Source organism: Treponema peruense, from assembly GCF_016117655.1.
In the GTDB taxonomy this organism is placed as follows: Bacteria; Spirochaetota; Spirochaetia; order Treponematales; family Treponemataceae; genus Treponema_D; species Treponema_D peruense.
Map to the genome: position 1 here is coordinate 918,348 of NZ_CP064936.1, position 24,534 is coordinate 942,881.

The following is a 24,534-nucleotide window of genomic DNA, read 5'->3' on the forward strand; positions in this document are numbered from 1 at the left end:
GTTTGCGTGGCAAACGTCAATATAAACTTTACATTCTCACTTCGTTGCGAATGTATGTAAATGTTCATTCCTAAATCTGAAGATTTACTCATGAACATTTATAGGAGTGTAAGATAAAATCTGCACAAATGGTGCAGCTTTTATCTACTCAACGTTTGCGTGGCAAACGTTATAATAAAATTGTACATTCTCACTTTGTTGCGAATGTACGTAAATGTTCATTCCTAAATCTGAAGATTTACTCATGAACATTTATAGGAGTATAACATGGACAAAAAGGGAATCGAGGCCGCTGCTCTTTCAATCCGCAGTCTTTCGATGGATGCAATTCAGAAGGCGAATTCCGGACACCCCGGTCTTCCTCTCGGAGCCGCAGAACTTGCGGCCGTTCTTTACGGTGATGTCATGAAGCACAATCCCGCCGACTCAAAGTGGGTAGACAGAGACCGCTTTGTTCTTTCTGCCGGACACGGTTCCATGCTTCTTTACTCCGTTCTTCATCTTGCCGGATACAAAGTGTCAATGGACGATATCAAGTCATTCCGCCAAGTTGGTTCAAAATGCCCGGGACATCCCGAGTACGGCGAAACTGACGGTGTTGAAAGCACTTCAGGCCCGCTCGGACAGGGAATTGCTGTTTCTGTCGGAATGGCCATAGCCGAGTCAATGCTTGCCGCACGCTTTAACACACCAAAGCACACTATTGTAGACCACTATACATATACACTTGTAGGCGAAGGCTGTCTTGAAGAGGGTGTTTCTTCCGAAGCATCATCTTTGGCTGGAAACCTTCACCTTGGAAAACTCATTGCTTTCTACGACGAAAATAAAATTTCCATTGACGGTAACACAGACATTACTTTTACTGACGATATTGCAAAGCGCTACGAGTCCTACGGCTGGCAGGTTCTTCGCGGTTCAATGTACAACATTGGCGAAATTGCAGACCTTGTAAAAATCGCAAAGACCGAAACACAGAAGCCGTCTCTCATTATTCTCAAGTCCGTAATCGGAAAAGGCGCTCCCAAACAGGGTACAGCAGATGTTCACGGTGCACCGCTTGGAGCAGAAGGATGCGCAGAAGCAAAGAGAAATCTCGGTCTTCCCGAAAACGAGCAGTTCTACGTTGTTCCTGAAGCATACGAATTCTTTGCAAAGAGAAGGGAAGAGCTTGCACAGGCAGAAGCCGACTGGAAGAAGGAATTTGACAGCTGGGCAAAAGAAAATCCTGAACTTGCCAAAAAGTGGGACGAATACTGGAACCAGAAGCCAACCGGAACAGCCGCTGCCCCTGAATACAAAGTTGGTGACAAACTTGCAACACGCGACGCAAGCGGAAAGAGCCTTAACTGCATGGCCGACCGCTATGAGTGGCTTGTAGGCGGTTCAGCAGACCTTCAGGGACCAAACAAGACAAAGGTAAAGAATGACGACGGAACATACAGCGCTTCAAACCGCAAGGGCCGCACAATAGAGTACGGAATCCGCGAGTTTGCAATGAGCCAGGTAATGAGCGGAATAAACCTTCACGGAGGTCTGCGTTCATTCGGTGCAACATTCCTTGTATTCTGCGATTATCTCAGACCGTCACTTCGTGTTGCTGCTCTGAGCCGCCTGCCAAATATCTATGTATTTACACACGATTCAATTTATGTAGGAGAAGACGGACCTACACACCAGCCGATCGAGTCCCTCGCTTCACTCAGATGTATTCCTAACGTTCAGGTTTTGAGACCGGGCGATGCAGAAGAGTCACAGACAGCATGGGAAATGGCTGTTGCAAGCAAGGATCATCCGGTTTGTATGGCATTTACAAGACAGGCTCTTACTGTTTATGAAAAAGCAGACAAGAACTGGCGCGAAACTGCCGCAAAGAAGGGTGCATATATTGTTGCAGAAGGTTCTTCTTCTCCTGACATTACTGTTCTTGCAACAGGTTCAGAAGTAGAGATGTCCCTTAAGGCAGCAGCTCTTGTTCCTTCAAAAAAGATTCGCGTTGTTTCTGTTCTTGACAAGAATCTCTTTGAAGCACAGGGCGATTCTTACCGCGATTCTGTAATTGGCGGTGCAAAACGCGTTGTTGTTGCAGAAGCCGGTTGCAGCATGGGCTGGGAAGGATATGCAAAGAAGTCTGATCTGTTTACAATAAACAGATTCGGTGAGTCCGGACCTGCAGCAAAGGTTGCCGAAGACCTCGGATTTACTGCAGAAAAACTTGCAGAACTTCTGGCTAAATAAATAAAAAATGCTGCCCGACGGGCAGCATTTTTTTTACGACTTTTAGCAAGCTAAAACTCGTAAAAAAAGGCTGTCCTTATGAAGTGTTGGATAACTTCTAAGACAGCCCCGCAATGTCAGTTGAAGAATTAAAACAGATTATCTGGCGGTACGCCTTTGTCTATTACAACAGACAGCGTGTAACAACAGTAAATACAGTCGGCTGGCCTCCTTCAATCTACAGGATTTTTTAACTTTATAAAATAGATCTTGAAACGAGTTCAGAATGACAGATTTATTCAGTATAGCGGTAATGCGGAATTTATTGCAAAATATCTTAATATTGAATTATTTCATTGAAAACTGTATTTTTTTATAATATAATAAACTTATGGCAGAATTAAAACTTTTTCCAATAGGGTTACAGGATTTTTCTCAGATACGAAGAAACGGTTATTATTATGTAGACAAAACAGACATTGTTTACAAAATGACACATACAGACCGCGTTTATTTTTTGAGTCGTCCGCGTCGTTTTGGAAAATCACTTTTGATTTCAACCTTGCGTGATTATTTTTTAGGCAAGAAAGAACTTTTTGAAGGACTTGCAATCGAAAAACTCGAAAAAGAATGGAAGCAATATCCTGTTTTTCATTTGAGTTTTGCAGGAACAAAATTTACAGATTTAAAAACGCTTCAGATTTATTTGAATGATATGCTTGGTGAGTTTGAAGAAAAATATCAGATTACAAATACAAACCAATATGAATGGGGCAGCCGTTTTAAAAAAATCCTTAAATCCACTTATGAACAAACAAAAACAGAACCTGTAGTTTTAGTTGACGAATACGATGCACCTCTTTTAGATACAATGGATAACCCCGAACTTCAGCTCGTTTTAAAACAGGAAATGCGAAAGTTGTTCAGTCCTCTGAAAGATATGGGCGGAATTCTGCGTTTTGTATTTTTGACAGGAATCAGCAAATTCAGTCAGCTGAGTATTTTCAGTGAATTGAATAATCTTAATGTAATTACGATGGATAATGAATATGCTTCAATCTGTGGAATTACAAAAGAAGAACTTTTTTCTCAAATGAAGCCGGAAATCCAGGCGCTTGCAGATAACAACAATATGACTTACGACCAAGCTTGTGCAGCTCTTACTCAAAAATATGACGGCTATCATTTTACAGAAAAGTCACCTGATATTTATAATCCGTTCAGTCTGATAAATGCACTCAGTAAAAAGGAATTAAAAAACTTCTGGTTTGCAACAGGAACACCGACAATTCTTACGCGTCTTATAAAAAAGTATAATATGGATCCTGAAAGTTTTGACAAAGGATTTCCTGCAACACTTGAAATGTTTGACGCTCCGACAGAAACGGCGACAGACCCTGTTCCAATGCTGTACCAGAGTGGATATCTTACAATAAAAAAATATGATTCACCTGAATATGTTTTAGGTTTTCCTAATGATGAAGTTCGTGACGGATTCTGTAAAGCTTTACTTCCTTACTACGCTACAGAACTTGTAAGTCAAAATGATATTTTTGTTATGAAATTGGGACGAGCTTTCCGTGAATCCCGTCTTGAAGACGCCCTAAAAGAGATGAAAGCATTTTTGTCTTCAATTCCGTATAATGCAGAAAAGCAGGATGAAAATCATTACAAAACTTTATTCTATTTAATTGCAAGATTGTGCACACCGTATGTTGTCAAGACAGAAGAATGTTCAGCCGCCGGCCGAAGTGATATGGTTATAGAAACAGAAAATGCAGTTTATGTTTTTGAATTCAAACTTGACGGAACAGTAGAAGAAGCACTCGCACAGATTGATTCAAAAGGATATCTGATTCCGTATTCAGTTACAAAAGATAAAAACGGCAATGACAAAAAGCTTGGTAAAAGTGGGCGTAAGTTTTGATGCAGAAAAGCGTACGTTAGGTGAGTGGAAGATTATAGAAAATTGAATTTAAGTTGTTAAATTTTTTGTTATGTGATAAACTAATCTTAATAAAATAAAAAGGAGAGTTAGATTATGCAGCGCGACATGTTCTGTTCTGAAATAACTGTCTCTTTTAATAATTCAATAGAAACTTTTAAGGCATATTCTTTATGTGAATGGGAATGTGCCTTTTTTTATTTAAAAACGAACAATATTGGAGGCAGAAAATGAAAATTTCTACAAAGTTTTTGGCATGTGCAGTTTCACTGATTGTACTTGGAATGGGAAAGACGGTTTGTGAAGAACCTCATGATTACCCGAGAAGCGTTGCAGTCGGCGACATAATTTACACAGACGGCACAACAAGTTCAAAAGACGCAGAACTTACATCAGGAAAAACACCGGTGGCAGTTGTGGCAGGTTTCAATGAAAACGGCGTAATGTTCGGACTTGGTCTTAAGCAAAGCAGTTCTTCTTTAATGTGGGCACCAGAAAATACAACAGGGTACAGTACAAAATTTACCGGAATTATTGCTTATTCAGATAGAACAGGAATTGGGTATGGAAGTATTGCAACAATTACAGGCGACAAAGACGGAAGCGACAACTGGGAATATGTAAAAAGCATAGATCCTGAAGGAACGGCAGCTGCTGAAACAAATTATCCTGCATTCAATTTTGCTGCAACCTATGCAGCAACAGCCGGAATTACCGGAGAATTTGCAGAAGGCTGGTATATGCCGTCTATTGCAGAACTGTGTGAACTTTACAAAAATAAAGATATATTGAATACATCACTTTCTAAATGCGGTGGAACTACGTTTGGGTACAGGTACTATTGGTCGTCGTCGCAGAGCAGTAGCAGCTACAACGCGTGGGTCCTCGACTTTGGCGATGGCATCCTCCACGACAACTACAAGTTCGCCATTGATTATGTTTGTTGTGTGCGGGCCTTTTAAAAGCGTTGTTGCTTAGCAACATAAGCGATTTAACTATTTAACTATTTATTTGGGGTTGTCTCAAAAGTACGAGACAGCCCCTTTTTTTTTACGAGTTTTAGCAAGCTAAAACTCGTAAAAAAAAGGATGCAGACAGCCCCCCTTATCTTATTCCGTTAAGGGAATCCTGCTTTTGTAGACGGAAAGTTCTTTTTCTATTTCATTTTTGCAGTGATGTTCGCCGCAGTTTATTCCGGGGCAGACATTGCTTTCGTTGTCCCACGCTTTTTGTGAAGAAAGAATTTTTGTCCAAAATGGATAGCTTCTGCACTGGGCAGGGCGCGCAGAATATGCTTCGCAGCCGTTGTTCCAAAAGATGCAGTCGCTTTTGTTTTTGTCACGCAGACACAAATATTTTGTTCCGCTGTCATCTTCAAGAAAGCGGCAGTACACTTTTATAAATTGTTCCGGTGTAAGCTGTGCCCATTGTGCGAGGGAATTCAAATCTTCACGGCTTAACAGAACGGCTCCTCCTTCAAAACGGCAGCATCTTGAACACTGTCTGCACGAAAAGTCCAGCCCGTTTTTATAAAATACATTTTCTTCCATAAACAATTCCCGTATTCAGTATGAATTTATTCCGCAGAATTCAAAAAGACAGAATTTCCTGAAAAATACCGATTGCAAACTGGTCGGTCATTCCGCTTATGAATTCAATTACGCATTTTTCATAGCTTTCAAGGTCATCAATGTCAAAAACATTTGGTGTGCAGTAACGCAGAATTTTTTTCTTAGCTTCGTCATAGTTTGAATATTTTATAAGCCAGTCTATAAAAGTTCTGCATAAAGTCGGGGTATAACGCAGGTGGTATTCCATGCGGCGCTTTTGGGCGTAAATCTGGCCGTCCATGAGCATTCTGTAAATGCAGCCAAGTATTTCCTGGGCATAGCGTTTGAATTCAACCAGGCGCCAGTTGTTGTAAATGCAGGCAAAACTGAATTTCTTGAGTTCCCTTATAAAATTGTAGTAAGGTTCGCTGAATGAAATTCCTGTTTCGGGGGAACTTTTTTCGCAAAGGTCAACAATCATGTCGTTTATAAGAACGGTTGTGTTTACAGCGCGTCCGGAACGGTGAACCCCGCTTGTTGTGTGGTCGGAATGTTTTTTGTTGGGACCAAAGCCCAGTGTTCCGGCTACGATTTCCTTGAGTTGTCTGTAACAGGCCATGTCTATTATATGGTATGAGCGTGCATCTTCAAGATCGCGTCCCAGAAATGCAATTTTGTCGCTTATTTTTACGACGCATCCTTCCCAGGTAAAAGGCTGTACGTAACCGGGGCGCTTTATAGAATACAAATCCATGGCTTCTTTTCTGGGGGATATTCCCTGCTGGTCAATTTCTCCGCAGTGGCATACAAGACCGTCACGCACGGCGTATGTAAGGTCAAGATTTTTTTCGTTACCTTCGGGATCCTGGAGCGTTTCTATAAAGTCTGCAAAGAAAAGGCTGTTCCTTTCATGCCAGAATTTTTTTGGTGCGTTAAGTCCTTCCTTTTGGTTTGAAATGAGCGAGTTGAGTATTTCTTCTCCGGTGTGGCCGAACGGTGCGTGACCTATGTCGTGGCCTATTGCTATTGCTTCGGTAAGTTCGCGGTTAAGTCCCAGATAGCGCGAGATTGTTGAACTGACGCTTGCTACGTGTGTGACGTGTTCAATTCTTGTGCAGATGTGGTCGTTCTGCGGTGCAAAGAAAACCTGGGTTTTGTGCTTGAGGCGCCTGTAGGCCTGGCAGTGCAGAAGCCGCGTATAATCACGGTCAAATTCTGAACGTATTTCGTTTCCCCTTTTGTAGAGGGAATTTTCTCTTTTTATGCACTGTTCCCATGCGGGATTTTTTTCGTCGGTTCTTACGCTTATGAATGAATCTTTCATGCAAAGATATTAACGCTACTTTTATTTTTTTACAAGTTGAATTATTATCATGGAATGACCAAGCCAGAACTCAGAAAAATTTCACGCAGCAGCGTCGCAGAACTTTCGGTTTTTGAAAAAAAAGAATATTCGTCAAAAGCCTGTTCATTTTTTTTACAGTCAGAATTATTCAGCACGAGTGACATAATTTTTTCTTACGCGGCAACATCTTCAGAAATTGATCCCCAGCTTATTTCAAGGGCTGCTCTTTCCAAAGGCAAAATACTTGCTTTTCCAAAAACTGTTCCCGGAACATCAGACATGGACTTTTATCTTGCGCCGCAGGAAAGGAAATTTGAATCTTTTTTTACAGAAGGTGCGTGGGGAATAAAAGAGCCTGATTGCGGTTGTGAACTTTTTTTACCTGAGTCTGAATCTTTTAAAAAAATATGCGCGCATAAAAAAATATGCGTCATTGTTCCGGGTGTGGCTTTTTCCTGTGGCGGAACACGACTGGGGCACGGAAAGGGATTTTATGACATTTACCTGGAGCGGCTTCTGAATGCTGCATGTCTCTGCGGTGCAGAAGTTTTTCTTGTCGGAATGTGTTTTTCATGTCAGCTGAGGGATTCTGTTCCGGCAGAAAGCCATGATGCCGTGATGAATTTTATTCTTAGCGAAAAATCATTTTTTAGTGTCGGCTGAAAATATTACAAAGGCCTGTTCACGGTCCATTGTTCCTTCTAGGATTTTTATAAAGCTTTCTGCACCTGCACTGCGTATTGTTTCGTAAGAGTCTGTAAGCATCTGCGGGTTTTGTGACAGCCTCATTCCCTTAAGCATAAGAAGTGAGATTCCACCGTCGGTTTGTGCATCTTTCATAAAGTGCGTTGTCCAGCCGTTTTTTATTTTCAAAAGTGTGGCATCTTTTTTGTCTCCGGAAAGTTTTTTTAAAAGATGTGTGCATGCATTTTTGTATGCGTCCAGAAAGAAAGTGCGGTTTTTTGTTTTGCGGCATTCTATCATGCATGGCTCTGTCTGTGTTCCGGTGCGCGCGTAAAATAAATCTGTCTGCGTCTGTTCGTTCATGGTTTGTGCAAGTTCAATTGCGAGTGCATTTATTGTGTCACAGTCCGCGCTGTTTTGTGCAGGAATAAAATAAATCTGCGCCGGGTCGCTGAATTCTTTTGTGGGAACAAGAACAGGTGATTCCTTTGGCGCAAGTTCGGCCGGAAGATCAGAAGTGTAAGTGTGCCTGAGTTTTACTGTGGCCGTTCTTCTTGGTTTGTACTCCGGTGCTGTTTGTGTTTCTTTGTTTTTTATGTTTCTGTTTTTCAGAAGGCCGAATGTTTTTTTGAGGCTTCCTTCTGTTTTTGAAAAATCTATTCCGCCTGAAATACTTATTGAATAAAGTGATGCGTCAAGAAGTGTGCTGTATCCGAGAAGAATGTCTTTGTATTCAATCTGCGAAACTGAATTGTCCTGCGGAATTTGTCCTGCATACAGTACAGAATATGCTGCTGTTTTCATCTGGTTTGAAAGTGACGCTTCTGACATGAGCTTCTGGGCATTCCATTCGCCGATGAGTGTGTCTGCCGCAGAAGGTGAAATTTCTTCATATATAAGGGAACTGACTGTCGCTTCAAGAAGTGCGCCCAGGTTTTCTGAAAGCGCGTCGATTGTTATAAAAGAAGTGCCGCTTTCCCTCCACGACTTTATTACTGTCTGGTCGGCGATATTTTCTTTGACAGCCGCTTCCTGGATTTTTTGTGCAAGTGCATTTACAAGAACTGTGCGCATGTCTGAAGGCAAAAGCATTCCCCTGTCTGAGTCAATTGAAACCGAAACCGAAGAAGTCATGCTGCCTTGCGTTTTGTGAAGGACGCAGGGAATTCCGTTTGAAAGAGTGAATGTCTTTATCTGCGTTCTGCTTTCGTTTCTTGAAAATCCTGAATCTTCTTTTTTAAGCGGAACTTCTTCTTTTTTTTCTGCCGCGTTTTCCAATGCCTTTGCAAGAATTAGTTTGTCGTCGTACCAGGATGCATTTTTTTGCGTTACTGTTTCGTAGCCGAGTTTTTCAAACTGCGCCTTGTTTTTTGCATACAGTTTTTTTCCTACAAGCACAAATACAAAAGGCTCTTCTTTTGAAATATATTCTGCGGCCTGTGACTCCTGCGCGGAATGGATTTTGTGGAATGACTCAAGAAAGCTTTCGTAAAAATGAGCTGCGTCCGTTAACGGGGAAGCCGCCCAAAAATCTGCCAGTAGTGAAATTTCTGATGCCGCTGCAGATGTGAGTTTTCTGTTTTTTGCATCTATTTTTTTCTGTGCACCGACAAACTGTGCCCTTGAGATTTGCGTCATTTCTTTTGTGGCGGCAGTGAATGCCTGTGCCTGCAGGGGCGGCGGGTTTTGCGCGGGGGTTTCCATAAGTGCCTGGAATATGAGCCTTGAACTGCCGTTTTTTCTTGCTGACGAAACGTCTGTGTAGTCGGCCGAGCGTATGGAAAGTGTACTGTCTGCACATGCGCTTTTTTTGAAGTCCGAGTCCCCCGCGTTGAGTGCGGCTGCGGCAATGTCTGCCAGATGAAAGGGGAGAGTTGTGTACTGGACGGCAATCTGCGTCATGTCATCTGGGAATTCTTCAGAGGCAAGAACAAATTTTTTTTGTGCAGAGGGCGCTTCTGTTTTTTGTACGGCAGCCGCATCCTGTGTTTGTGCAGAGATTCCTTCAGAAATCGCGGGCGGCTCCCAGTTACCGAAGGCTTTGAGACAGGCAGTGTAAACATTCTGTTCACTTGTATCGGCGCTTATGAAAAGTGCACAAAGTTCAGGGCGGTAAAAGCGGGCTGCAAAATCGTACAGGGCCGTTCTTACTTCGGGAATTGTTTTTGAACCGAAAAGAGCCGGGTAGATTCCGCTTTCGTGCTTCCAGGGCGCATCTCGGAATATGCGTGAGTCAATAGCGCGGTTAATGAAGCCCGAAGAAGAGAGTGCATTTTCGTTTACTTCTGAGCGCAGTTCGTTATAGCAGCGCTTTAAGTCTTTATCAGAAAAAAATGGTTTTGTGACCTGAGCTGCCATTTGTGAAAGCGCCGTTTCAAGATAATCAGCGGCAAAGTCGGCAGAAAGTTTTGTGCAGTCGGCAAGACATTCTGCTCCGGTAAGCTTTGCAAAAAGAGGCGCTAGTCCGGTTGTGGAGGCTGTCTGTGCAGAAAATCCTGCGCGCGAAAGAAATTCTGCATGAAAAACAGGGGATGCCACGTCTTTTAGAAAATAAATTCTGAATCCGTTGGGAAGAGTCATTATTTTAAGCTGTCTCTGGGAGTTTTCTGTAATATAACTTTCTGTTTGTGCACTTACGGTAAATGTTGCGGCCAGTAAAATAAGAATAATCGCGGTTTTGCGCAGAAGTTTTTGCATTGTAAAATAATACCACACCCACTCTTTTGTGAAAAGTCATACTTGCGGAATGGCCGTGTTGCGTATATAATTTATTGCAGATGTATTCAGGGGGTTGTAATGTCAGTTGTAAGGGTTTTGGACGGGAAAAGTCCCATGAGGGAACCGCCTGCAGAGCTTTTGAAGGGAAAGCGTCATCTTACGGCGCAGGAAATAGAAATTTTAAAGTCCAACCGCAATACCTGTTATCTTGAGCGGTGGAATTTGATATATGTAAGCGAAGTTCCGGGGGAATTTGACCCGTCGCTTGTTATTCAGAATGATTTTTACGGTTATGTCGTAATGGGCAGAATCCGCAATGCACTTCTTAAATTCCACGATCTTGAACTTCGTGTCGGAATTTACCGTTCAGTGCTGGGTTTTGTTTCACTCGGCGACGACTGTGTAGTAAATAACGTAAGCTATCTTGTAAATTACCGCATTGCAAACCGCGTAATGCTTTTTAATATTCAGGAAATGTCCTGTACGTTTCATTCCAAATTCGGCGAGGGAATTCTTAAGGAAGGCGAACCCGAGTCAAACAGAATATGGATTGGCGTAGGAAACGAAAACAACGGCCGTGGAGTTCTTCCCTTTAAGGATATGATTCCGGCAGATGCCTGGTGCTGGTCAAGATACCGCGATGACAGTCAGCTTATGGACCGCTTTGTTGAACTTACGGAATACGGCAACGACGGCCTTAAGAACACTTACGGCATTGTGGAAGATGATGTTGTAATAAAAAACTGTACGCTTCTTAAAGACGTGCGCATAGGGGCAAATGCCTATATAAAAGGTGCATTCAAACTTAAGAATATTACGGTTTTGTCTTCCCCGCAGGAACAGAGCCAGATTGGCGAAGGCGTAGAAATGGTAAACGGAATAATGGGCTACGGAAGCCGCGTGTTCTATCAGGCCATTGCCGTGCGCTTTGTTATAGGAAGAAACTGCCAGTTAAAATACGGTGCCCGTCTTCTCAATTCCATTCTGGGCGACAATTCCATGGTTTCTTGCTGTGAACTGCTCAATAATCTTATTTTTCCGTTCCACGAGCAGCACCACAACTCTTCATTCCTTATTGCAGCGACACTTATGGGACAAAGCAACATCGCTTCTGCCGCAACAATCGGTTCAAACCACAACTCGCGTAGTCCTGACGGCGAACTTCTTGCAGGCCGCGGTTTCTGGCCGGGACTGTGCAGCGACTTCAAGTATGACTCAAGGTTTGCATCTTTTGTACTTGTTGCAAAGGGAAGCTACCAGAATGAACTCAATATTACGTATCCTTTTTCACTTGTGGCTAACAGCAATACGGACTGCACTGTTCACATAATCCCGGCATACTGGTTTCTTTACAATATGTTTGCGATTGTAAGAAACAAGTACAAGTTTGTTTCAAGAGACAAGCGTGTCGTAAAGGTACAGCATATAGAAACAAACCCGCTTGCCCCGGACACAATGCAGGAAATAGAAGCCTCTGTAGTAAGAATTATTGAACTTACCGGCCGTTACCTTAAGCTTCCTTATGAAACAGCAGCAAAAATGACTGAATTCAACCCAAATCCGAAACTTCTCGATGAATTCCGCGAAAGAGCCGCATTCTCAAAGGACGGAGAAGAACTGTACCACGTGGCAAAAGATTATCTTCACCAGAATTCAGAGTCAAAATTCTTTCTTTCGGACGACCGTTGCCAGAAAAAGTACGGCGCACTTATCTGCAAACCAGCCCAGGCATACAAAGAATACCGTCGCATAATGAAATATTTCTGCGTGGACTCGCTTATGGAATGGGTCTGCGAATGCGGAAGGGAAACTCTTGTTCCCGAAGACCTTGAAACCATAAGAAAAATTCCTCTTTACAAAAACTGGGTAAACGCCGGCGGCCAGATTATTCCGCAGGAAAAACTTGACGAAATGTTCTCGCTTGTAAAGGAACGCAGGATAAACACCTGGAATGAAGTACACGCCTTTTACGATGAATGCCAGAAATCCTACTGCGGCTACAAGGTGCGTTATGCTGTTTATCTTCTTGAACGCCTTTATTCCACGCCCATTACAATGTTCGGAAAGGACATGTTCGATGACCTTATGCGTGACGTTGCGTATGTTTCGCTCAATATGCTTGAATCTTCCATTTCTACGCGCGGCAAGGATTATACAGACTTTTTCCGCTCAATTACGTTCAGAAACAAGGAAGAAAAAAATGCTGTACTGGGTGAACTTTGCGACAATTCCTTTCTCAAAGACCTCAAACAGTCAACAGAAGCCTTTGATTCTGCACTTGAAAAACTGTTCCGCACGCTCATAACCTGACATACACAGGCGTCGTGTATATTGACTTTTATTTTATTTTGGAGTATAAAAATAATTATGAAATACTTTGAACTACTACTATCTTTGAATTTCTCCTCATTGAGCCGAATCTAAGGTGCTGGTAGGCAGGTATATTTTCAATACTTAAACTACAGACCTGTTGCTTCGGCAGCAGGTCTTTTTTTTGTACAAAATTTTTATGTAAGTCAGGAGTTTGCTATGACAATGAATCCAATGGGAAAGTACGCACCTATTGCAGATATTCCCCTTCAGAACAGAAAGTGGCCGTCACAGAAAATTACAAAGGCGCCTGTATGGTGTTCGGTAGACCTTCGCGACGGAAACCAGGCCCTCGTTAATCCTATGGGAATTGAAACAAAGCTTGCATTTTTTGATCTTCTGGTAAAACTCGGATTCAAGGAAATTGAAGTAGGATTCCCCGCTGCAAGTGACACGGAGTACGAGTTTATCCGCAGGCTTATTGACGAAAACCGCATTCCAGAGGATGTTACAATCCAGGTTTTGTGTCAGGCACGCGAAAAGCTTGTCAAAAAAACAATAGAATGCCTTAAGGGTGCGCCCCGTGCAATTTTTCACATTTACAATTCAACTTCTCCTGCGCAGAGAAAATATACGTTCGGCAAGTCAAAGGAAGAAATCAAGCAGATTGCCATAGACGGTGTAAAGTGCATAAAAAGCTGCATTTCTGAAGAAGACCGCAAAAGAATCCGCCTGGAATATTCTCCCGAAAGTTTTTCAATGACAGAAATTGACTATGCCGTTGAGATTTGTGAAGCCGTAAAAGCTGAATGGGGATGCTCTGCCTCAGAAAAGATTATATTCAACCTTCCCACAACAGTTGAATGTTCTACGCCCAATGTGTATGCTGACCAGATTGAATATTTTTGCACGCATATTTCTGACAGGGACAGCGTTATTGTAAGCACGCACTGCCACAATGACCGCGGAACAGGAGTTGCCAGCTGCGAACTGGGACTTCTTGCCGGTGCCGACCGCGTAGAAGGATGTCTGTTCGGAAACGGCGAGCGTACAGGTAACCTTGACATTGTGAATGTTGCGCTCAATATGTTCTCTCAGGGCGTGGACCCGGAGCTTGACTTCCATGAAATAGAAAAAGTTGCAGAACTTTACACTGAATATACAGGAATGAATGTTAACCCGCGCACACCTTACGCCGGGGAACTTGTGTTTACGGCCTTCAGCGGAAGCCACCAGGATGCTATCAGAAAAGGAATGGCAGCACGTGCAAAGATGGACCGCAATGCTCTCTGGGATGTTCCGTACCTTCTTATTGACCCGCATGACATTGGCCGCCAGTATGAGGGCATCATAAGAATAAACAGCCAGTCAGGAAAGGGCGGCGCTGCATATATTCTTGAGCAGGACTACGGTCTTACTCTTCCGAAGGCAATGCACCCGGCTTTGGGCGATGTAATAAAACATGCCGCAGACAAAGCACAGCGCGAGCTTAAGCCTGCCGAGATTTATGACCTTTTTGTAAAGCAGTGGCTTGAAGCAAAGGGTAATCTTGAAATCATGGATCTTGCCGAAACACACCTTGACGCCAAACAGAATTCCCAGTCAGAGGCAACGACACTCTGCCGTGCAGTCGTAGGCTGGAAAGGAAAGCAGTTTGCCATTGGAGAAAAAGGAAACGGACCGCTTGATGCATTTGCAAGTGCTCTTTCAAAGACGCCTGCACCCAAATTCAGCATTACGGCTTTTCATGAACACAGCATCGGTACAGGAAACGATACTTCGGCTGTAGCTTATGTCCAGATAACATGCGAAAACGGAAGCCAGTACTGGGGCGCCGGAAAGTCTACCAGCGTAGGCCGCGCGGGAATTGACGCCGTTGTAAGCGCAATAAACCAGATTTCCTGATCTGCAAACGTTTAAAAAGACCTGAAAAACCGCAGAATAAAAGAAAAACCCCGTCTGTTCAACGAACGGGCGGGGCTAAAGGAGAGGAGGATGCAGAAAACTTAAAAAACTGCAATTAGTTCACGGTGGAAAATGCTTGTTCCGTGAATCTATAAATATAACCTTCCAACCTTTCTGCGGTTACAGTCTATATTAAAAAAAATTGATTTATTCCTAAAAAAGTCAAAACAGCCGGTGTCTGTTGTTAAACTATTCTGGTTTCTTCCTTTCCTATCTTGAGTATCATTTCAATTATGGGCGACCTTATTTCGTAAGGCATTTTTCTGAGCGCACTTACTGCTGTCTGTAATATCTGCCTTGAGTCTGAATTTGCTTGCGGTTTTTGTGCCTGAAGGGGTGTTTCCTGACGAATGCGGCACTGGTCTTCCTTAAGCAGGTCTTCCAGCGGAACCCTTAGAACTTTTGATACGCGAAGGGCTGTGTCGGCTCCGGGCATACTGTTTCTTTCAAGTCCCAGACCGATTGACGCGTAAGAAATATTTGCCTTGTAAGCAAGATCTTTTCTGGATATACCCTGAAAAACTCTTTCCTGTTCGACATTATTCCAAAATCCCATATCTTTTTTTACTACAATAGATAAATAATGTTACTTGAAATATTACAATAGATATAATATATTACTATTGTAGTTTTAATAGTGGCTCTTTTGGGGCTGAATACCAACGTCTTTATTTACAGAGTGTTTTATGCGTTTAAATAATTTTTTTAAGTCATTTCTGCTTGTTTCGGCAGGATTTTTGTTTTCACTTCAGTCTGTTTATTCCGAGATTTTTGAACTTGATGACACACCGGCGTCTGTTCCCGAATCATCTGACAAGGAATATGCGCTTAATGCAAAGATGGCGCTGTCAAACCCAGACTATCCTGTTACTGCCGGCGATATTTATACGCTGTCATTTGTTGCAGGAAAAACACCTGTTTCTTATCCTATTACAGTAGATACAACCTACAGCCTTAAGATTGCAAATCTTGGTGTTATAAAAAACTGCGACGGACTTACCTACAAGGCTCTCAAGAGGCAGGTTGAATCTCTTGTAAGCAAAAACTATCCTATGGGTGCTGCCCAGTTTATACTTACCAGCCCCGGTGTGTTTTCTGTAAAAGTTACGGGACAGGTCAAAAAGGCCAGCGAAGTCAATGCCTGGGCTCTTACAAGACTTTCAGAAATTGTTACCAGGTCTGTTACACAATATTCTTCACTCAGAAACGTTAAGATTGTATCTTCTTCGGGAAAAACACGTGTCTGCGATTTATTCAAGGCTTCAAGGGACGGAGACTTTTCGAACGATCCTTACCTTAGGCCTGGTGACACTGTAGAAGTAGGAAGAATCTCTCGTCGTGTAAGTATAAGCGGAGCCGTAGAAAGACCCGGAACGTACGAACTTCTTGACGGAGAGGAACTTGGACGGCTTGTGGGCTACTACGGCGGCGGGCTTACCGAACGCGCAGACCCTGCACGCGTTACAATATCGCGGCTTCAGACACCTGACGGCAGCGTAATGTACTTGGACTCTTCGGCTGCAGATAATACGGCTCTTTTTAATATGGATTCTGTATATATAGGCAGTTATGATGAAGCTCTTCCGTACATAACAATGGAAGGAATTATACGCAATCCCGAAGAACAGGCTTTAAAAGCGGCTTCAGGAGAAAAAGATGTGGCAGAAGCTCCTTCGGAAATGGCCATGTACCGCAAGGTTGTCAAGTTCCATTCAAATGAAAACTATGCAGGCCTTGTGCGCCGTGAAGCAGGCAGTTTTGTAAACAATTCCGACCTCAAAAAATCATACATAAGGCGCGGTGACACAAAAATTACAATAGATATAGAAAGTTATCTTTTTGACGCAAGCCTCATGAGCGAATATTCGCCGCAGAAAGGAGACATTCTTGTAATTCCGTATACAAAGAATTTTGTAGACAAATTTGTAGTGGACGGGGAAGTCAAGGTTGTTACCGAAGTTTCTGCATGGCCGCTCAGACGCGTCTCTCAGATTATAGCAGACTACATGACGCCGTATTCTTCGGAGCGTTTTGTAACAATAACAGATGCAGACGGAAAAGTACGTGAATGTGACCTCTTCCTTGCCAAGCGTGACGGGGATATGACGCAGAACCCTTATGTCCAGGCAGGTGAAAAAATCACACTCAAAAGAATCTCTCGTCGTGTAAGTATAAGCGGAGCCGTAGAAAGACCCGGAACGTACGAACTTCTGGACGGAGAGGAACTTGGACGGCTTGTGGGCTACTACGGCGGCGGGCTTACCGAACGCGCAGACCCTTCACGAATGCGCCTTATACGAATATTGAATGAAAATTCTTCAGGAAAAGTCGTTTATCTGGACGAAACGGCAATTACAGACAATTATGCACTTTTATGCTACGATAGTTTGTTTGTTACCAGTCTTAACGATATAAACCCCGTTCTTTTTTTACAGGGTGCAGTTTCCCAAAAAGCTCCTGATTCTTCTGAAGCGGTTGTTCCCGAAGCGACAACAAGTATAAATATTACGGTAAAAAACGGAACCAACTATGCTTCTGTAGTGCGTGACAATGCCGGACTTTTTTCATCTGTTTCTGATCTGAAAAACGCCTATATAATCCGCAAGGAAAAAGAAGAAAAAGACGGTGCTGTCAGGATTACAGAAAAGCATATTCCCATTAATCTTGAAGAAATTCTTTACAACCAGGAATTTTACAGCAGTGAATATGTACAGAACAAGGACATTCTTCTTGTTCCGTTCAGGCAGTTCTTTGTTACTGTAGCAGGTGCCGTTCCCAACCCCGGAAGATACTCTTATATTCCTGACCGCGACTGGTCTTATTACGTGGGGCTTGCCGGAGGAATTGATACTTACCGGAACAGTCTTAAGGCTGTAACTATAACCGATGTTGACGGAAAACGTTATTCAAAAAAAGACAATATAATTCCCGAAATGACGATTGAAGTCGAAGAAAATTCGGGATGGTACAAGTGGAACAGAATTTCGGGCGGAATTACGGCTATTCTTACGATACTTTCTTCTACGCTTTCTATTCTTGCCGTTACGGGAGTATTCTGATATGCTGCCGTTTATTCTGTTTTCTTCCGGGGCATTTGTTCTTTCTCTTTCTTTGATTCCGCTGATAATCCTTTTCTGCAGAAAGTACAGTCTTTATGACCCGGTCAATGCGCGCAAAATCCACAGCGGAAACACGCCCCGTCTTGGTGGAGTTGCCGTAGTTGTTTCGTTTCTTGTAGTTTCACTTTTATGTGCGCTTATTATGCCGCAGATAAAGCTTATGGGAATACTCCCGCTTTTGTGTTCAGCTCTTATTATATTTTTGTTTGGATTTCTGGATGATCTTCTTGATTTGAAGGCAGTTCTTAAACTTTTTGTCCAGCTTGTTGCAGTAGGAATTGTCATTTGTTCAGGCTATAGATTTACGTATCTTTTTGCATGGAAAATGCCCGTGTGGATTTCTGTTCCGCTTACTTTCTGCTGGGTTCTGGGAATTATAAATGCTTACAATCTTATTGACGGACTGGACGGTCTTTGCGGTGGTCTTTCTATTGTGACACTTGCGACAATAGGAGTGCTCAGGCTTTCATCAGGGGATCCTATCGGTTTTTTATGCTTTATTCTTGCTGCTTCCATTATGGGATTTCTGGTATTCAACTGGCCTCCTGCAAAAATTTTTATGGGTGACTGCGGCAGTCAGTTTCTTGGTTTTGTGATTGCAGTTTTTCCACTTTGCGGAAAAGGGGAAGTTTTGGAATACAACCGCGTTCTTATTATGCTGGTTCTTGTTTCGATCCCGATGATTGATACTGTTGCGGCAATCTGGCGGCGGCTGCGGGATCACCGTCCCATTATGAGTGCAGACAGGTTTCATACGCACCACAAGCTTTTGAATCTGGGGCTGTCAAAAAAGGCTGTTCTTTACCTTATGCTTGGTATTCAGTTTGTTATCTGTACGGTTACGTTAACGGCTGTTCTTGCATGTCCGTATCACTGCACGATTATTCTTTTGGTAATGTATGCGTTGGTTCTTGCTGCCTTCTGTGTACTTCATTTTGTTCATAAAAGAAAGTTTCTGGCTGTGCAAAAGTCGGGGGGGGGTATTTCAGAAAACTGATTCCGCTTTTTTGCGAATAATTTTACATAATTTCTCGTTTTTATAACTTACTTGAAACGCAGTCATAATTGCTTTATACTGTGAAAAAATTAGATAAAGGTAAGTTATGGCTTGTTTTAAATCAGCTTCAAAAAAATATGCACTTTTTGCATTGATTTCCCTCTTTTTTCTGAATCAGGCTTTTTGTTATGATTTGTTGTCTTCTTCAGATACTGTAAGATCTTCTTCGGTCAACGCGGCTTCTTCTGGTGATAAAAAAGCTTCTGTCCAGGCACTTTCTGCTGCGGCCGCCGATCTTGCAGACCCGCGTCTTGCACTTTCAAACGATGAATACCCTGTTACAGCAGGCGATGTATACACACTTGCCTTTGTTGCTTCAAAAACTCCCGTTTCCTATACCCTTACGATTGACCCCGACTATTCCGTACGCGTTGCAAACCTCGGTATTATAAAAGACTGCGAGGGGCTTACTTACCGGGCTCTTAAAAAACAGGTCGTGGAACTTGTAGGCAAAAACTTTCCTTTGAGCGCCGTTCAGTTTGTTCTGACCAGTCCTGCCGTGTTTATGGTTTCGCTTACCGGGGACGTAGACAAGTCCTGCGAATACAAAGCGTGGGCTCTTTCGCGGCTTTCTTCTATATTAAAGGGACATCTTCTTGACTGTTCATCCGTACGAAACGTACGCGTGGTTTCTTCTTCGGGAAAGGCAAACGTTTACGATCTGTTTGAAGCCGTACGCAATGGTGACTTTTCAAACGATCCGTATTTAAGGCCCGGTGACAGAATAGAAGTTCTCCATGCAAAGAGGCAGGTGACTGTTCAGGGTGAAGTTGAGCGCCCCGGAAGATATGAACTTTTGGACGGTGAAAACCTCAAAGCTCTGGTAGAAAAATACGGTGACGGGCTTACACCCACTGCTGATACTTCCAGAATAAGCCTTTTCAGAACATACAAAAAGGAAAATTCCGGCGAAACAGAATATATTCCGGCCGAATCAATAGAAAAGGATCTTGCCCTTGAGAATTTTGACGTTATAAATATCAGAAGCTACCTTGAGATAAAACCGGGAATTTTTGTTACCGGTGCAATAAACTTAGGTACTGAAGGCGACACTTCCCTTGAAGGAATGTCCAAGCTGAGCGTTCGGTTTAATGATGGAATGCTTTATTATGACCTTGTAAGACAGAATTTAAATCTTTTTTCACCGCTTTCTGACCTTGAAAATGCCTATATAATAAGGGAAGTTTCTGATTCCGGCGAAGAAGTACGCATTCCAATCAATCTTTCAAAAATACTTTTTGACTCTTCCTTCAGAAGCACCGAACAGGTAAAAAACGGTGATACGCTTCTGATTCCGTTCAAGCAGTTCTTTGTTACGGTTTCTGGCGCTGTTCCTTCTCCCGGCCGCTATCCTTATATTCCTGACAGGGATGTTAACTATTATATAGGTCTTGCCGGCGGAATTGACTCTTACAGGAACAGTTTCAAAAAAATTACTGTAGTGGGTCTTGACGGAAAAAAACTAGACGCAAACAGTCCTATTGTTCCTGAATGCAATATCCAGGTTGAAGAAAATTCAGTCTGGTATAAATGGACCAGAGTTTCAGGCGGCGTAACAGCTATTCTGAGCGCAATTTCTACAGCCATTTCTATTCTTGCGGTTACCGGTGTTATTGGAAACTGATTCTGTTGAGCAAAGGCGCGCATTTTGATATAATAAATCAATAGGGCTTGCTCGGAACTTTGTTCTGTTGAAAAGCCTTTCTTTAGACTTTCAGAGGTAGAATTTTATGTCAGATGAAGTAAGAGTCAGATATGCGCCTTCTCCGACGGGAATGCAGCACATTGGCGGTGTCAGAACTGCCCTTTTCAATTATCTTTATGCCCGTTCCCGCGGCGGTAAATTTATACTGCGTCTTGAAGACACAGACAGAACGCGCTATGACGAAAAATACGTAAAGAATCTGTACGACACAATGGCCTGGCTTGGAATAGACTGGGACGAAGGCGGTGACAAAGGCGGCGAATACGGTCCGTACGTTCAGAGCGAGCGTTTTGAACTTTACAAAAAGTACGCAATGGAACTTGTAGAAAAGGGTGAAGCCTATTACTGCTTTTGCGATTCAGAGCGTCTTGAAAGAATACGCAAGATACAGACAGAAAACAAACTTCCGCCGGGATACGACCGCAACTGCCGCCATCTTACTGCAGAAGAAGTAAGCGCAAATCTCGCCGCAGGAAAACCTTATGTAATAAGACTCAAGGTTCCACTTGAAGGCGAGACAAAATTCCACGATCATCTTCTTGGTGACATTGTGTGGAAAAACGAAGATATTTCTCCCGATCCTATTCTTCTCAAGTCTGACGGATTCCCCACTTACCATCTGGCAAATATTGTTGATGATCATCTTATGCACATAACACACGTAATGCGTGCACAGGAATGGATTCCGTCTACACCGCTTCACGTTCAGATGTACCGTTCGTTCGGCTGGCAGCATCCTGAATTCTGCCATCTGCCTATGGTTAACGGAAGCGACGGAAAGAAGCTTTCAAAGCGCCACGGTTCTACGAGCCTCAATGAATTCCGCGCAAGAGGATATCTTCCGCAGGCTATCGTAAATTACGTTGCACTTCTGGGCTGCTCTTATGAAGACGGCCGCGATATGTATACGCTTTCTGAACTTGCAGCCGGATTCAAACTGGAGCATCTTAACAAGGCTCCTGCTGTTTTTGACTACAAAAAGCTTGAGTGGTACAACGGCCAGTATATTCGCGCGCTTACCGACGAAGAACTTTACAAGTGGACTCTTCCTTTTATTACGGGAACAGGAGACGCTGCGCTTGAAATAAACCCAGATAACCCGCAGCCAAAGCCAAAGGTCGGGCCTGAATATTCCGGCGTCGCTCTTGGTGAAGACGGTGAGCCTTACTGCACAGATTCATCCATGGGAATGACTTCTGCTGACGTAAAGAAGCATCTTCTTGAACTTATGCCTCTTATCAAGGAAAGACTGCACTTTCTTACCGATGCTGCCGAGATGGTGCGCTTTTTGTTTACAGAGCCGGTCGTTCCGCCAAAGACAGACATTATTCCAAAGAAGCTGGACGAAGCAAAGACACGCGAAGTTCTTGAAAAGTCGGTTTCATTTATAGAAAGTCTGCCTTCTCTTGACCACGAAGCCGCAGAAGCATTGGCAAAAAAGGATGCCGAAGAACTTGGAATAAAGCTTGGTGACTTTATGATGCCGATAAGACTTGCCGTAACAGGAAGCAGGGTTTCGCCGCCTCTTATAGGTTCTATTCTTATCCTTGGAGTAGACAAGGCTGTTGCAAGGGTAAATAAAACTCTGGAAACTTTCTAAAAAGCATTTTTATGCATGCCGGTTCATTGAATGGACCGGTTTTTTTATTGGCGGGTCTTGAAATAAACATAGCGCATTGCTATAATTATGCAAAATTATAATACGGGAGTGCATAAGTATGCAGTTTATAGACGGAGGAGTTACAGCTCCACAGGGATTTACCGCAAACGGTATGCTTTGCGGAATAAAGGCCGGCCGCACAAAAAATGATACGGCCCTTATTTACAGCGAAAAGCCGTGTTCTGCCGCGGGAATGTTTACGCAGAATCGTGTAAAGGCAGAGTGTGTAAAACTTACAAAAAAAAATATTGCAGACGGAATAATGCAGGCAGCCGTCGCCAACAGCGGTAACGCAAATGCCTGTACCGGGGAGCAGGGTGCGCAGAGTGCACTCAGAACAGCAAAGGCAGCAGCTTCTGTACTTGGCATTGCTCCCGAAAATGTAATTGTCTGTTCTACCGGAGTCATTGGCCAGCAGCTTCCTGTAGAAAAGATTGAGTCCCATATGGCAGAACTTGCAGCAGGTCTTTCAAAAAAAGGACACGAACAGGCACGTACTGCAATCATGACTACCGACACGCATTACAAAGAGTGCGCGGTTCTTACAGAAATCGGAGGTAAGCAGGTGCATATAGGTGCAATGTGCAAAGGCAGCGGAATGATTCACATTAATCTTGGAACCATGCTTGCCTTTATTACAACGGACTGTGCAATTTCTTCAAAGATGCTTTCTGAGGCACTTGAAAAGAGCGTTGAAAAAACATACAACTGTGTTTCAATAGACGGGGACACTTCTACAAACGACACGCTTACCATCATGGCAAACGGAATGGCAGGCAATGCTCCCATAGAAAGTGAAGGTGCAGACTTTGACGCGTTCTGTTCAGCACTGGATGCAATCAACGTTCAGATGGCAAAAAAGATTGCAGGCGACGGCGAAGGTGCATCAAGGCTTATTGAATGCAATGTAAAGGGTGCATGTGATGTAAAGACAGCGCGCGCCCTTGCAAAAAGTGTGATTTCTTCTTCTCTCGTTAAGGCTGCATTTTTTGGAAAAGACGCAAACTGGGGAAGAATACTTTGCGCCATGGGATATTCCGGTGAAAAGTTTGATCCTGACGGAACCAGCGTAAGTTTTGCAAGCTGCGAAAAATCTGAACGCTACGGTGCAACTGACTTTGTGGGCGAACAGAAAGGAAAGCGCAGTACAATAAAAGTTTTTGACCACGGGGTTCCGCTTGATTTTGACGAAATTCTTGCAAAGAAAATTCTTGACGAAAACGAAGTATGCATAGAAATTGAATGCAGCGACGGAAATGCATGTGGAACAGCGTGGGGCTGCGACCTTACATACGATTACGTAAAAATAAACGGAGATTACCGCACATGAGTGAGGAAAAAATACTTGATGAAGATCCAAGACTTGACAACGAGCACTGGGCCGGGGTTTTGGTACAGGCTCTTCCTTATTTTAAGCACTGGGTCGGAAAAATTGTTGTCGTAAAGTACGGCGGAAACGCAATGCTTAACGAAGAACTCAAGCATGATGTAATGGAAGACATTGTTCTTTTGAGCACAATCGGAATCCATGTTGTTCTGGTTCACGGCGGCGGTCCTGAAATTAACAATATGCTTCAGCGTGTGGGAAAAGAAAGTAAATTTGTTAACGGTCTGCGCTATACTGACGGCGAAACAATGGATATCGTGCAGATGGTTCTGACCGGTAAACTCAACAAGGATATAGTCGGTATTCTTCTTCAGCAGGGCGGAAAAGCCGTCGGACTCAGCGGCGTTGATTCTGGTCTTCTGCGTGCAAAAAAAATCAGCAAAGACGGGGCCGATCTTGGTTTTGTAGGGGAAGTTACGCAGGTTAATCCCGAAATAATACAGTCCCTTCTTTCGCAAGGTTTTATTCCGGTTGTTTCGACTGTTGCACTCGGTGAAGAAGGTGACACAAATCTTTACAATATAAATGCAGATACTGCGGCTGCCAAAATTGCGGTTGCACTTAAGGCCGAAAAATTTGTTCAGCTTACGAATGTTCCGGGTGTATTGCGTGATATAAACGATCCCAAGTCTTTGCTCCAGAGAATTCACATGAGCGATGTGGACGACTACATAAAGAACGGTACAATTGCCGGCGGAATGATTCCGAAGATTGAATGCTGTATGCTGGCAAGAAACGGCGGTGTTCCGAGAACCCACATAATTGACGGACGTGTTCCCCATTCACTGCTCATAGAAATGTTCAGCGACAGGGGAATAGGCACGATGATTTATTGATTGTTGGCTCTGGAAACTTTGGTTTCTGGAAATTGC

The 24,534-nt window shown here is 43.2% G+C and carries 16 protein-coding genes; 12 read left to right on the forward strand and 4 right to left on the reverse strand.

All coding sequences use genetic code 11. The features are described from left to right. Window positions 1-267: 267 nt before the first annotated feature. The 3 genes from tkt to IWA51_RS04275 all read left to right on the forward strand — a co-directional run bounded on the left by tkt (window position 268) and on the right by IWA51_RS04275 (window position 5,124). Window positions 268-2,238, forward strand: a complete 1,971-nt coding sequence (tkt, locus tag IWA51_RS04265; RefSeq protein ID WP_177527347.1) for a transketolase — start codon at window positions 268-270, stop codon at window positions 2,236-2,238. A 370-nt stretch (window positions 2,239-2,608) separates the two neighbouring features. Then, on the forward strand, window positions 2,609-4,144 hold the full coding sequence (locus tag IWA51_RS04270; RefSeq protein WP_198443360.1) for an ATP-binding protein: 1,536 nt from the start codon (window positions 2,609-2,611) through the stop codon (window positions 4,142-4,144). Between the two features lie 248 nt (window positions 4,145-4,392). Beyond that, entirely contained in the window at window positions 4,393-5,124 is a 732-nt protein-coding gene (locus tag IWA51_RS04275) for an Lcl domain-containing protein (protein WP_198443361.1), read from the forward strand. A gap of 147 nt (window positions 5,125-5,271) precedes the next feature. On the opposite strand, the gene IWA51_RS04280 is transcribed toward IWA51_RS04275, so the two are convergent. Both IWA51_RS04280 and IWA51_RS04285 read right to left on the reverse strand, forming a co-directional pair. After that, a complete protein-coding gene (locus IWA51_RS04280; protein ID WP_198443362.1) occupies window positions 5,272-5,712 on the reverse strand; it encodes a YkgJ family cysteine cluster protein in 441 nt (146 codons plus the stop codon). Between the two features lie 40 nt (window positions 5,713-5,752). Beyond that, entirely contained in the window at window positions 5,753-7,036 is a 1,284-nt protein-coding gene (locus IWA51_RS04285) for a deoxyguanosinetriphosphate triphosphohydrolase family protein (protein ID WP_198443363.1), read from the reverse strand. Between the two features lie 54 nt (window positions 7,037-7,090). On the opposite strand from IWA51_RS04285, the gene IWA51_RS04290 reads away from it, so the two are divergent. After that, entirely contained in the window at window positions 7,091-7,720 is a 630-nt protein-coding gene (locus tag IWA51_RS04290; RefSeq protein WP_198443364.1) for a 5-formyltetrahydrofolate cyclo-ligase, read from the forward strand. Here the strand turns inward: IWA51_RS04290 and IWA51_RS04295 are convergent. Beyond that, the gene (locus IWA51_RS04295) at window positions 7,700-10,438 is read right to left on the reverse strand and encodes a peptidase M16 family protein (protein ID WP_198443365.1); all 2,739 of its coding nucleotides are present in this window, start codon (window positions 10,436-10,438) and stop codon (window positions 7,700-7,702) included. The genes IWA51_RS04290 and IWA51_RS04295 overlap by 21 nt on opposite strands. A gap of 99 nt (window positions 10,439-10,537) precedes the next feature. Between IWA51_RS04295 and IWA51_RS04300 the strand changes: the two genes are divergently transcribed. Together IWA51_RS04300 and leuA are read left to right on the forward strand one after the other, a co-directional pair. Next, a complete protein-coding gene (locus tag IWA51_RS04300) occupies window positions 10,538-12,769 on the forward strand; it encodes a DUF4954 family protein (protein ID WP_198443366.1) in 2,232 nt (743 codons plus the stop codon). Window positions 12,770-12,988: 219 nt separating this feature from the next. Continuing rightward, entirely contained in the window at window positions 12,989-14,674 is a 1,686-nt protein-coding gene (gene leuA, locus IWA51_RS04305; RefSeq protein ID WP_177527341.1) for a 2-isopropylmalate synthase, read from the forward strand. A gap of 244 nt (window positions 14,675-14,918) precedes the next feature. On the opposite strand, the gene IWA51_RS04310 is transcribed toward leuA, so the two are convergent. Further along, entirely contained in the window at window positions 14,919-15,290 is a 372-nt protein-coding gene (locus tag IWA51_RS04310; protein WP_177527340.1) for a helix-turn-helix transcriptional regulator, read from the reverse strand. A 130-nt stretch (window positions 15,291-15,420) separates the two neighbouring features. Between IWA51_RS04310 and IWA51_RS04315 the strand changes: the two genes are divergently transcribed. The 6 genes from IWA51_RS04315 (at window position 15,421) to argB (ending at window position 24,498) form a co-directional block, all read left to right on the forward strand. After that, entirely contained in the window at window positions 15,421-17,793 is a 2,373-nt protein-coding gene (locus tag IWA51_RS04315) for an SLBB domain-containing protein (RefSeq protein ID WP_198443367.1), read from the forward strand. Window position 17,794: 1 nt separating this feature from the next. Further along, window positions 17,795-18,850, forward strand: a complete 1,056-nt coding sequence (locus IWA51_RS04320) for an MraY family glycosyltransferase (RefSeq protein ID WP_177527338.1) — start codon at window positions 17,795-17,797, stop codon at window positions 18,848-18,850. Between the two features lie 106 nt (window positions 18,851-18,956). After that, a complete protein-coding gene (locus IWA51_RS04325) occupies window positions 18,957-20,534 on the forward strand; it encodes an SLBB domain-containing protein (RefSeq protein WP_198443368.1) in 1,578 nt (525 codons plus the stop codon). 106 nt (window positions 20,535-20,640) lie between these two features. Continuing rightward, on the forward strand, window positions 20,641-22,215 hold the full coding sequence (gene gltX, locus IWA51_RS04330) for a glutamate--tRNA ligase (RefSeq protein WP_198443369.1): 1,575 nt from the start codon (window positions 20,641-20,643) through the stop codon (window positions 22,213-22,215). A 118-nt stretch (window positions 22,216-22,333) separates the two neighbouring features. Then, window positions 22,334-23,605 (forward strand): bifunctional glutamate N-acetyltransferase/amino-acid acetyltransferase ArgJ, encoded by a 1,272-nt coding sequence (gene argJ, locus IWA51_RS04335; RefSeq protein WP_177527335.1) that lies wholly within the window; start codon window positions 22,334-22,336, stop codon window positions 23,603-23,605. Then, complete coding sequence (argB, locus tag IWA51_RS04340; RefSeq protein WP_198443370.1) at window positions 23,602-24,498, forward strand: acetylglutamate kinase; 897 nt, start codon at window positions 23,602-23,604, stop codon at window positions 24,496-24,498. Before argJ ends, argB begins: the two co-directional genes overlap by 4 nt. The last annotated feature ends 36 nt before the right edge of the window (window positions 24,499-24,534 follow it).

What these genes read in the sequence shown, in the direction of transcription:
- tkt (WP_177527347.1), top strand. Translation starts at nt 268, where the DNA reads ATGGACAAAAAGGGAATCGAGGCCGCTGCTCTTTCAATCCGCAGTCTT.
- IWA51_RS04270 (WP_198443360.1), top strand. Translation starts at nt 2,609, where the DNA reads ATGGCAGAATTAAAACTTTTTCCAATAGGGTTACAGGATTTTTCTCAG.
- IWA51_RS04275 (WP_198443361.1), top strand. Translation starts at nt 4,393, where the DNA reads ATGAAAATTTCTACAAAGTTTTTGGCATGTGCAGTTTCACTGATTGTA.
- IWA51_RS04280 (WP_198443362.1), bottom strand. Translation starts at nt 5,712, where the DNA reads ATGGAAGAAAATGTATTTTATAAAAACGGGCTGGACTTTTCGTGCAGA.
- IWA51_RS04285 (WP_198443363.1), bottom strand. Translation starts at nt 7,036, where the DNA reads ATGAAAGATTCATTCATAAGCGTAAGAACCGACGAAAAAAATCCCGCA.
- IWA51_RS04290 (WP_198443364.1), top strand. Translation starts at nt 7,091, where the DNA reads ATGACCAAGCCAGAACTCAGAAAAATTTCACGCAGCAGCGTCGCAGAA.
- IWA51_RS04295 (WP_198443365.1), bottom strand. Translation starts at nt 10,438, where the DNA reads ATGCAAAAACTTCTGCGCAAAACCGCGATTATTCTTATTTTACTGGCC.
- IWA51_RS04300 (WP_198443366.1), top strand. Translation starts at nt 10,538, where the DNA reads ATGTCAGTTGTAAGGGTTTTGGACGGGAAAAGTCCCATGAGGGAACCG.
- leuA (WP_177527341.1), top strand. Translation starts at nt 12,989, where the DNA reads ATGACAATGAATCCAATGGGAAAGTACGCACCTATTGCAGATATTCCC.
- IWA51_RS04310 (WP_177527340.1), bottom strand. Translation starts at nt 15,290, where the DNA reads ATGGGATTTTGGAATAATGTCGAACAGGAAAGAGTTTTTCAGGGTATA.
- IWA51_RS04315 (WP_198443367.1), top strand. Translation starts at nt 15,421, where the DNA reads ATGCGTTTAAATAATTTTTTTAAGTCATTTCTGCTTGTTTCGGCAGGA.
- IWA51_RS04320 (WP_177527338.1), top strand. Translation starts at nt 17,795, where the DNA reads ATGCTGCCGTTTATTCTGTTTTCTTCCGGGGCATTTGTTCTTTCTCTT.
- IWA51_RS04325 (WP_198443368.1), top strand. Translation starts at nt 18,957, where the DNA reads ATGGCTTGTTTTAAATCAGCTTCAAAAAAATATGCACTTTTTGCATTG.
- gltX (WP_198443369.1), top strand. Translation starts at nt 20,641, where the DNA reads ATGTCAGATGAAGTAAGAGTCAGATATGCGCCTTCTCCGACGGGAATG.
- argJ (WP_177527335.1), top strand. Translation starts at nt 22,334, where the DNA reads ATGCAGTTTATAGACGGAGGAGTTACAGCTCCACAGGGATTTACCGCA.
- argB (WP_198443370.1), top strand. Translation starts at nt 23,602, where the DNA reads ATGAGTGAGGAAAAAATACTTGATGAAGATCCAAGACTTGACAACGAG.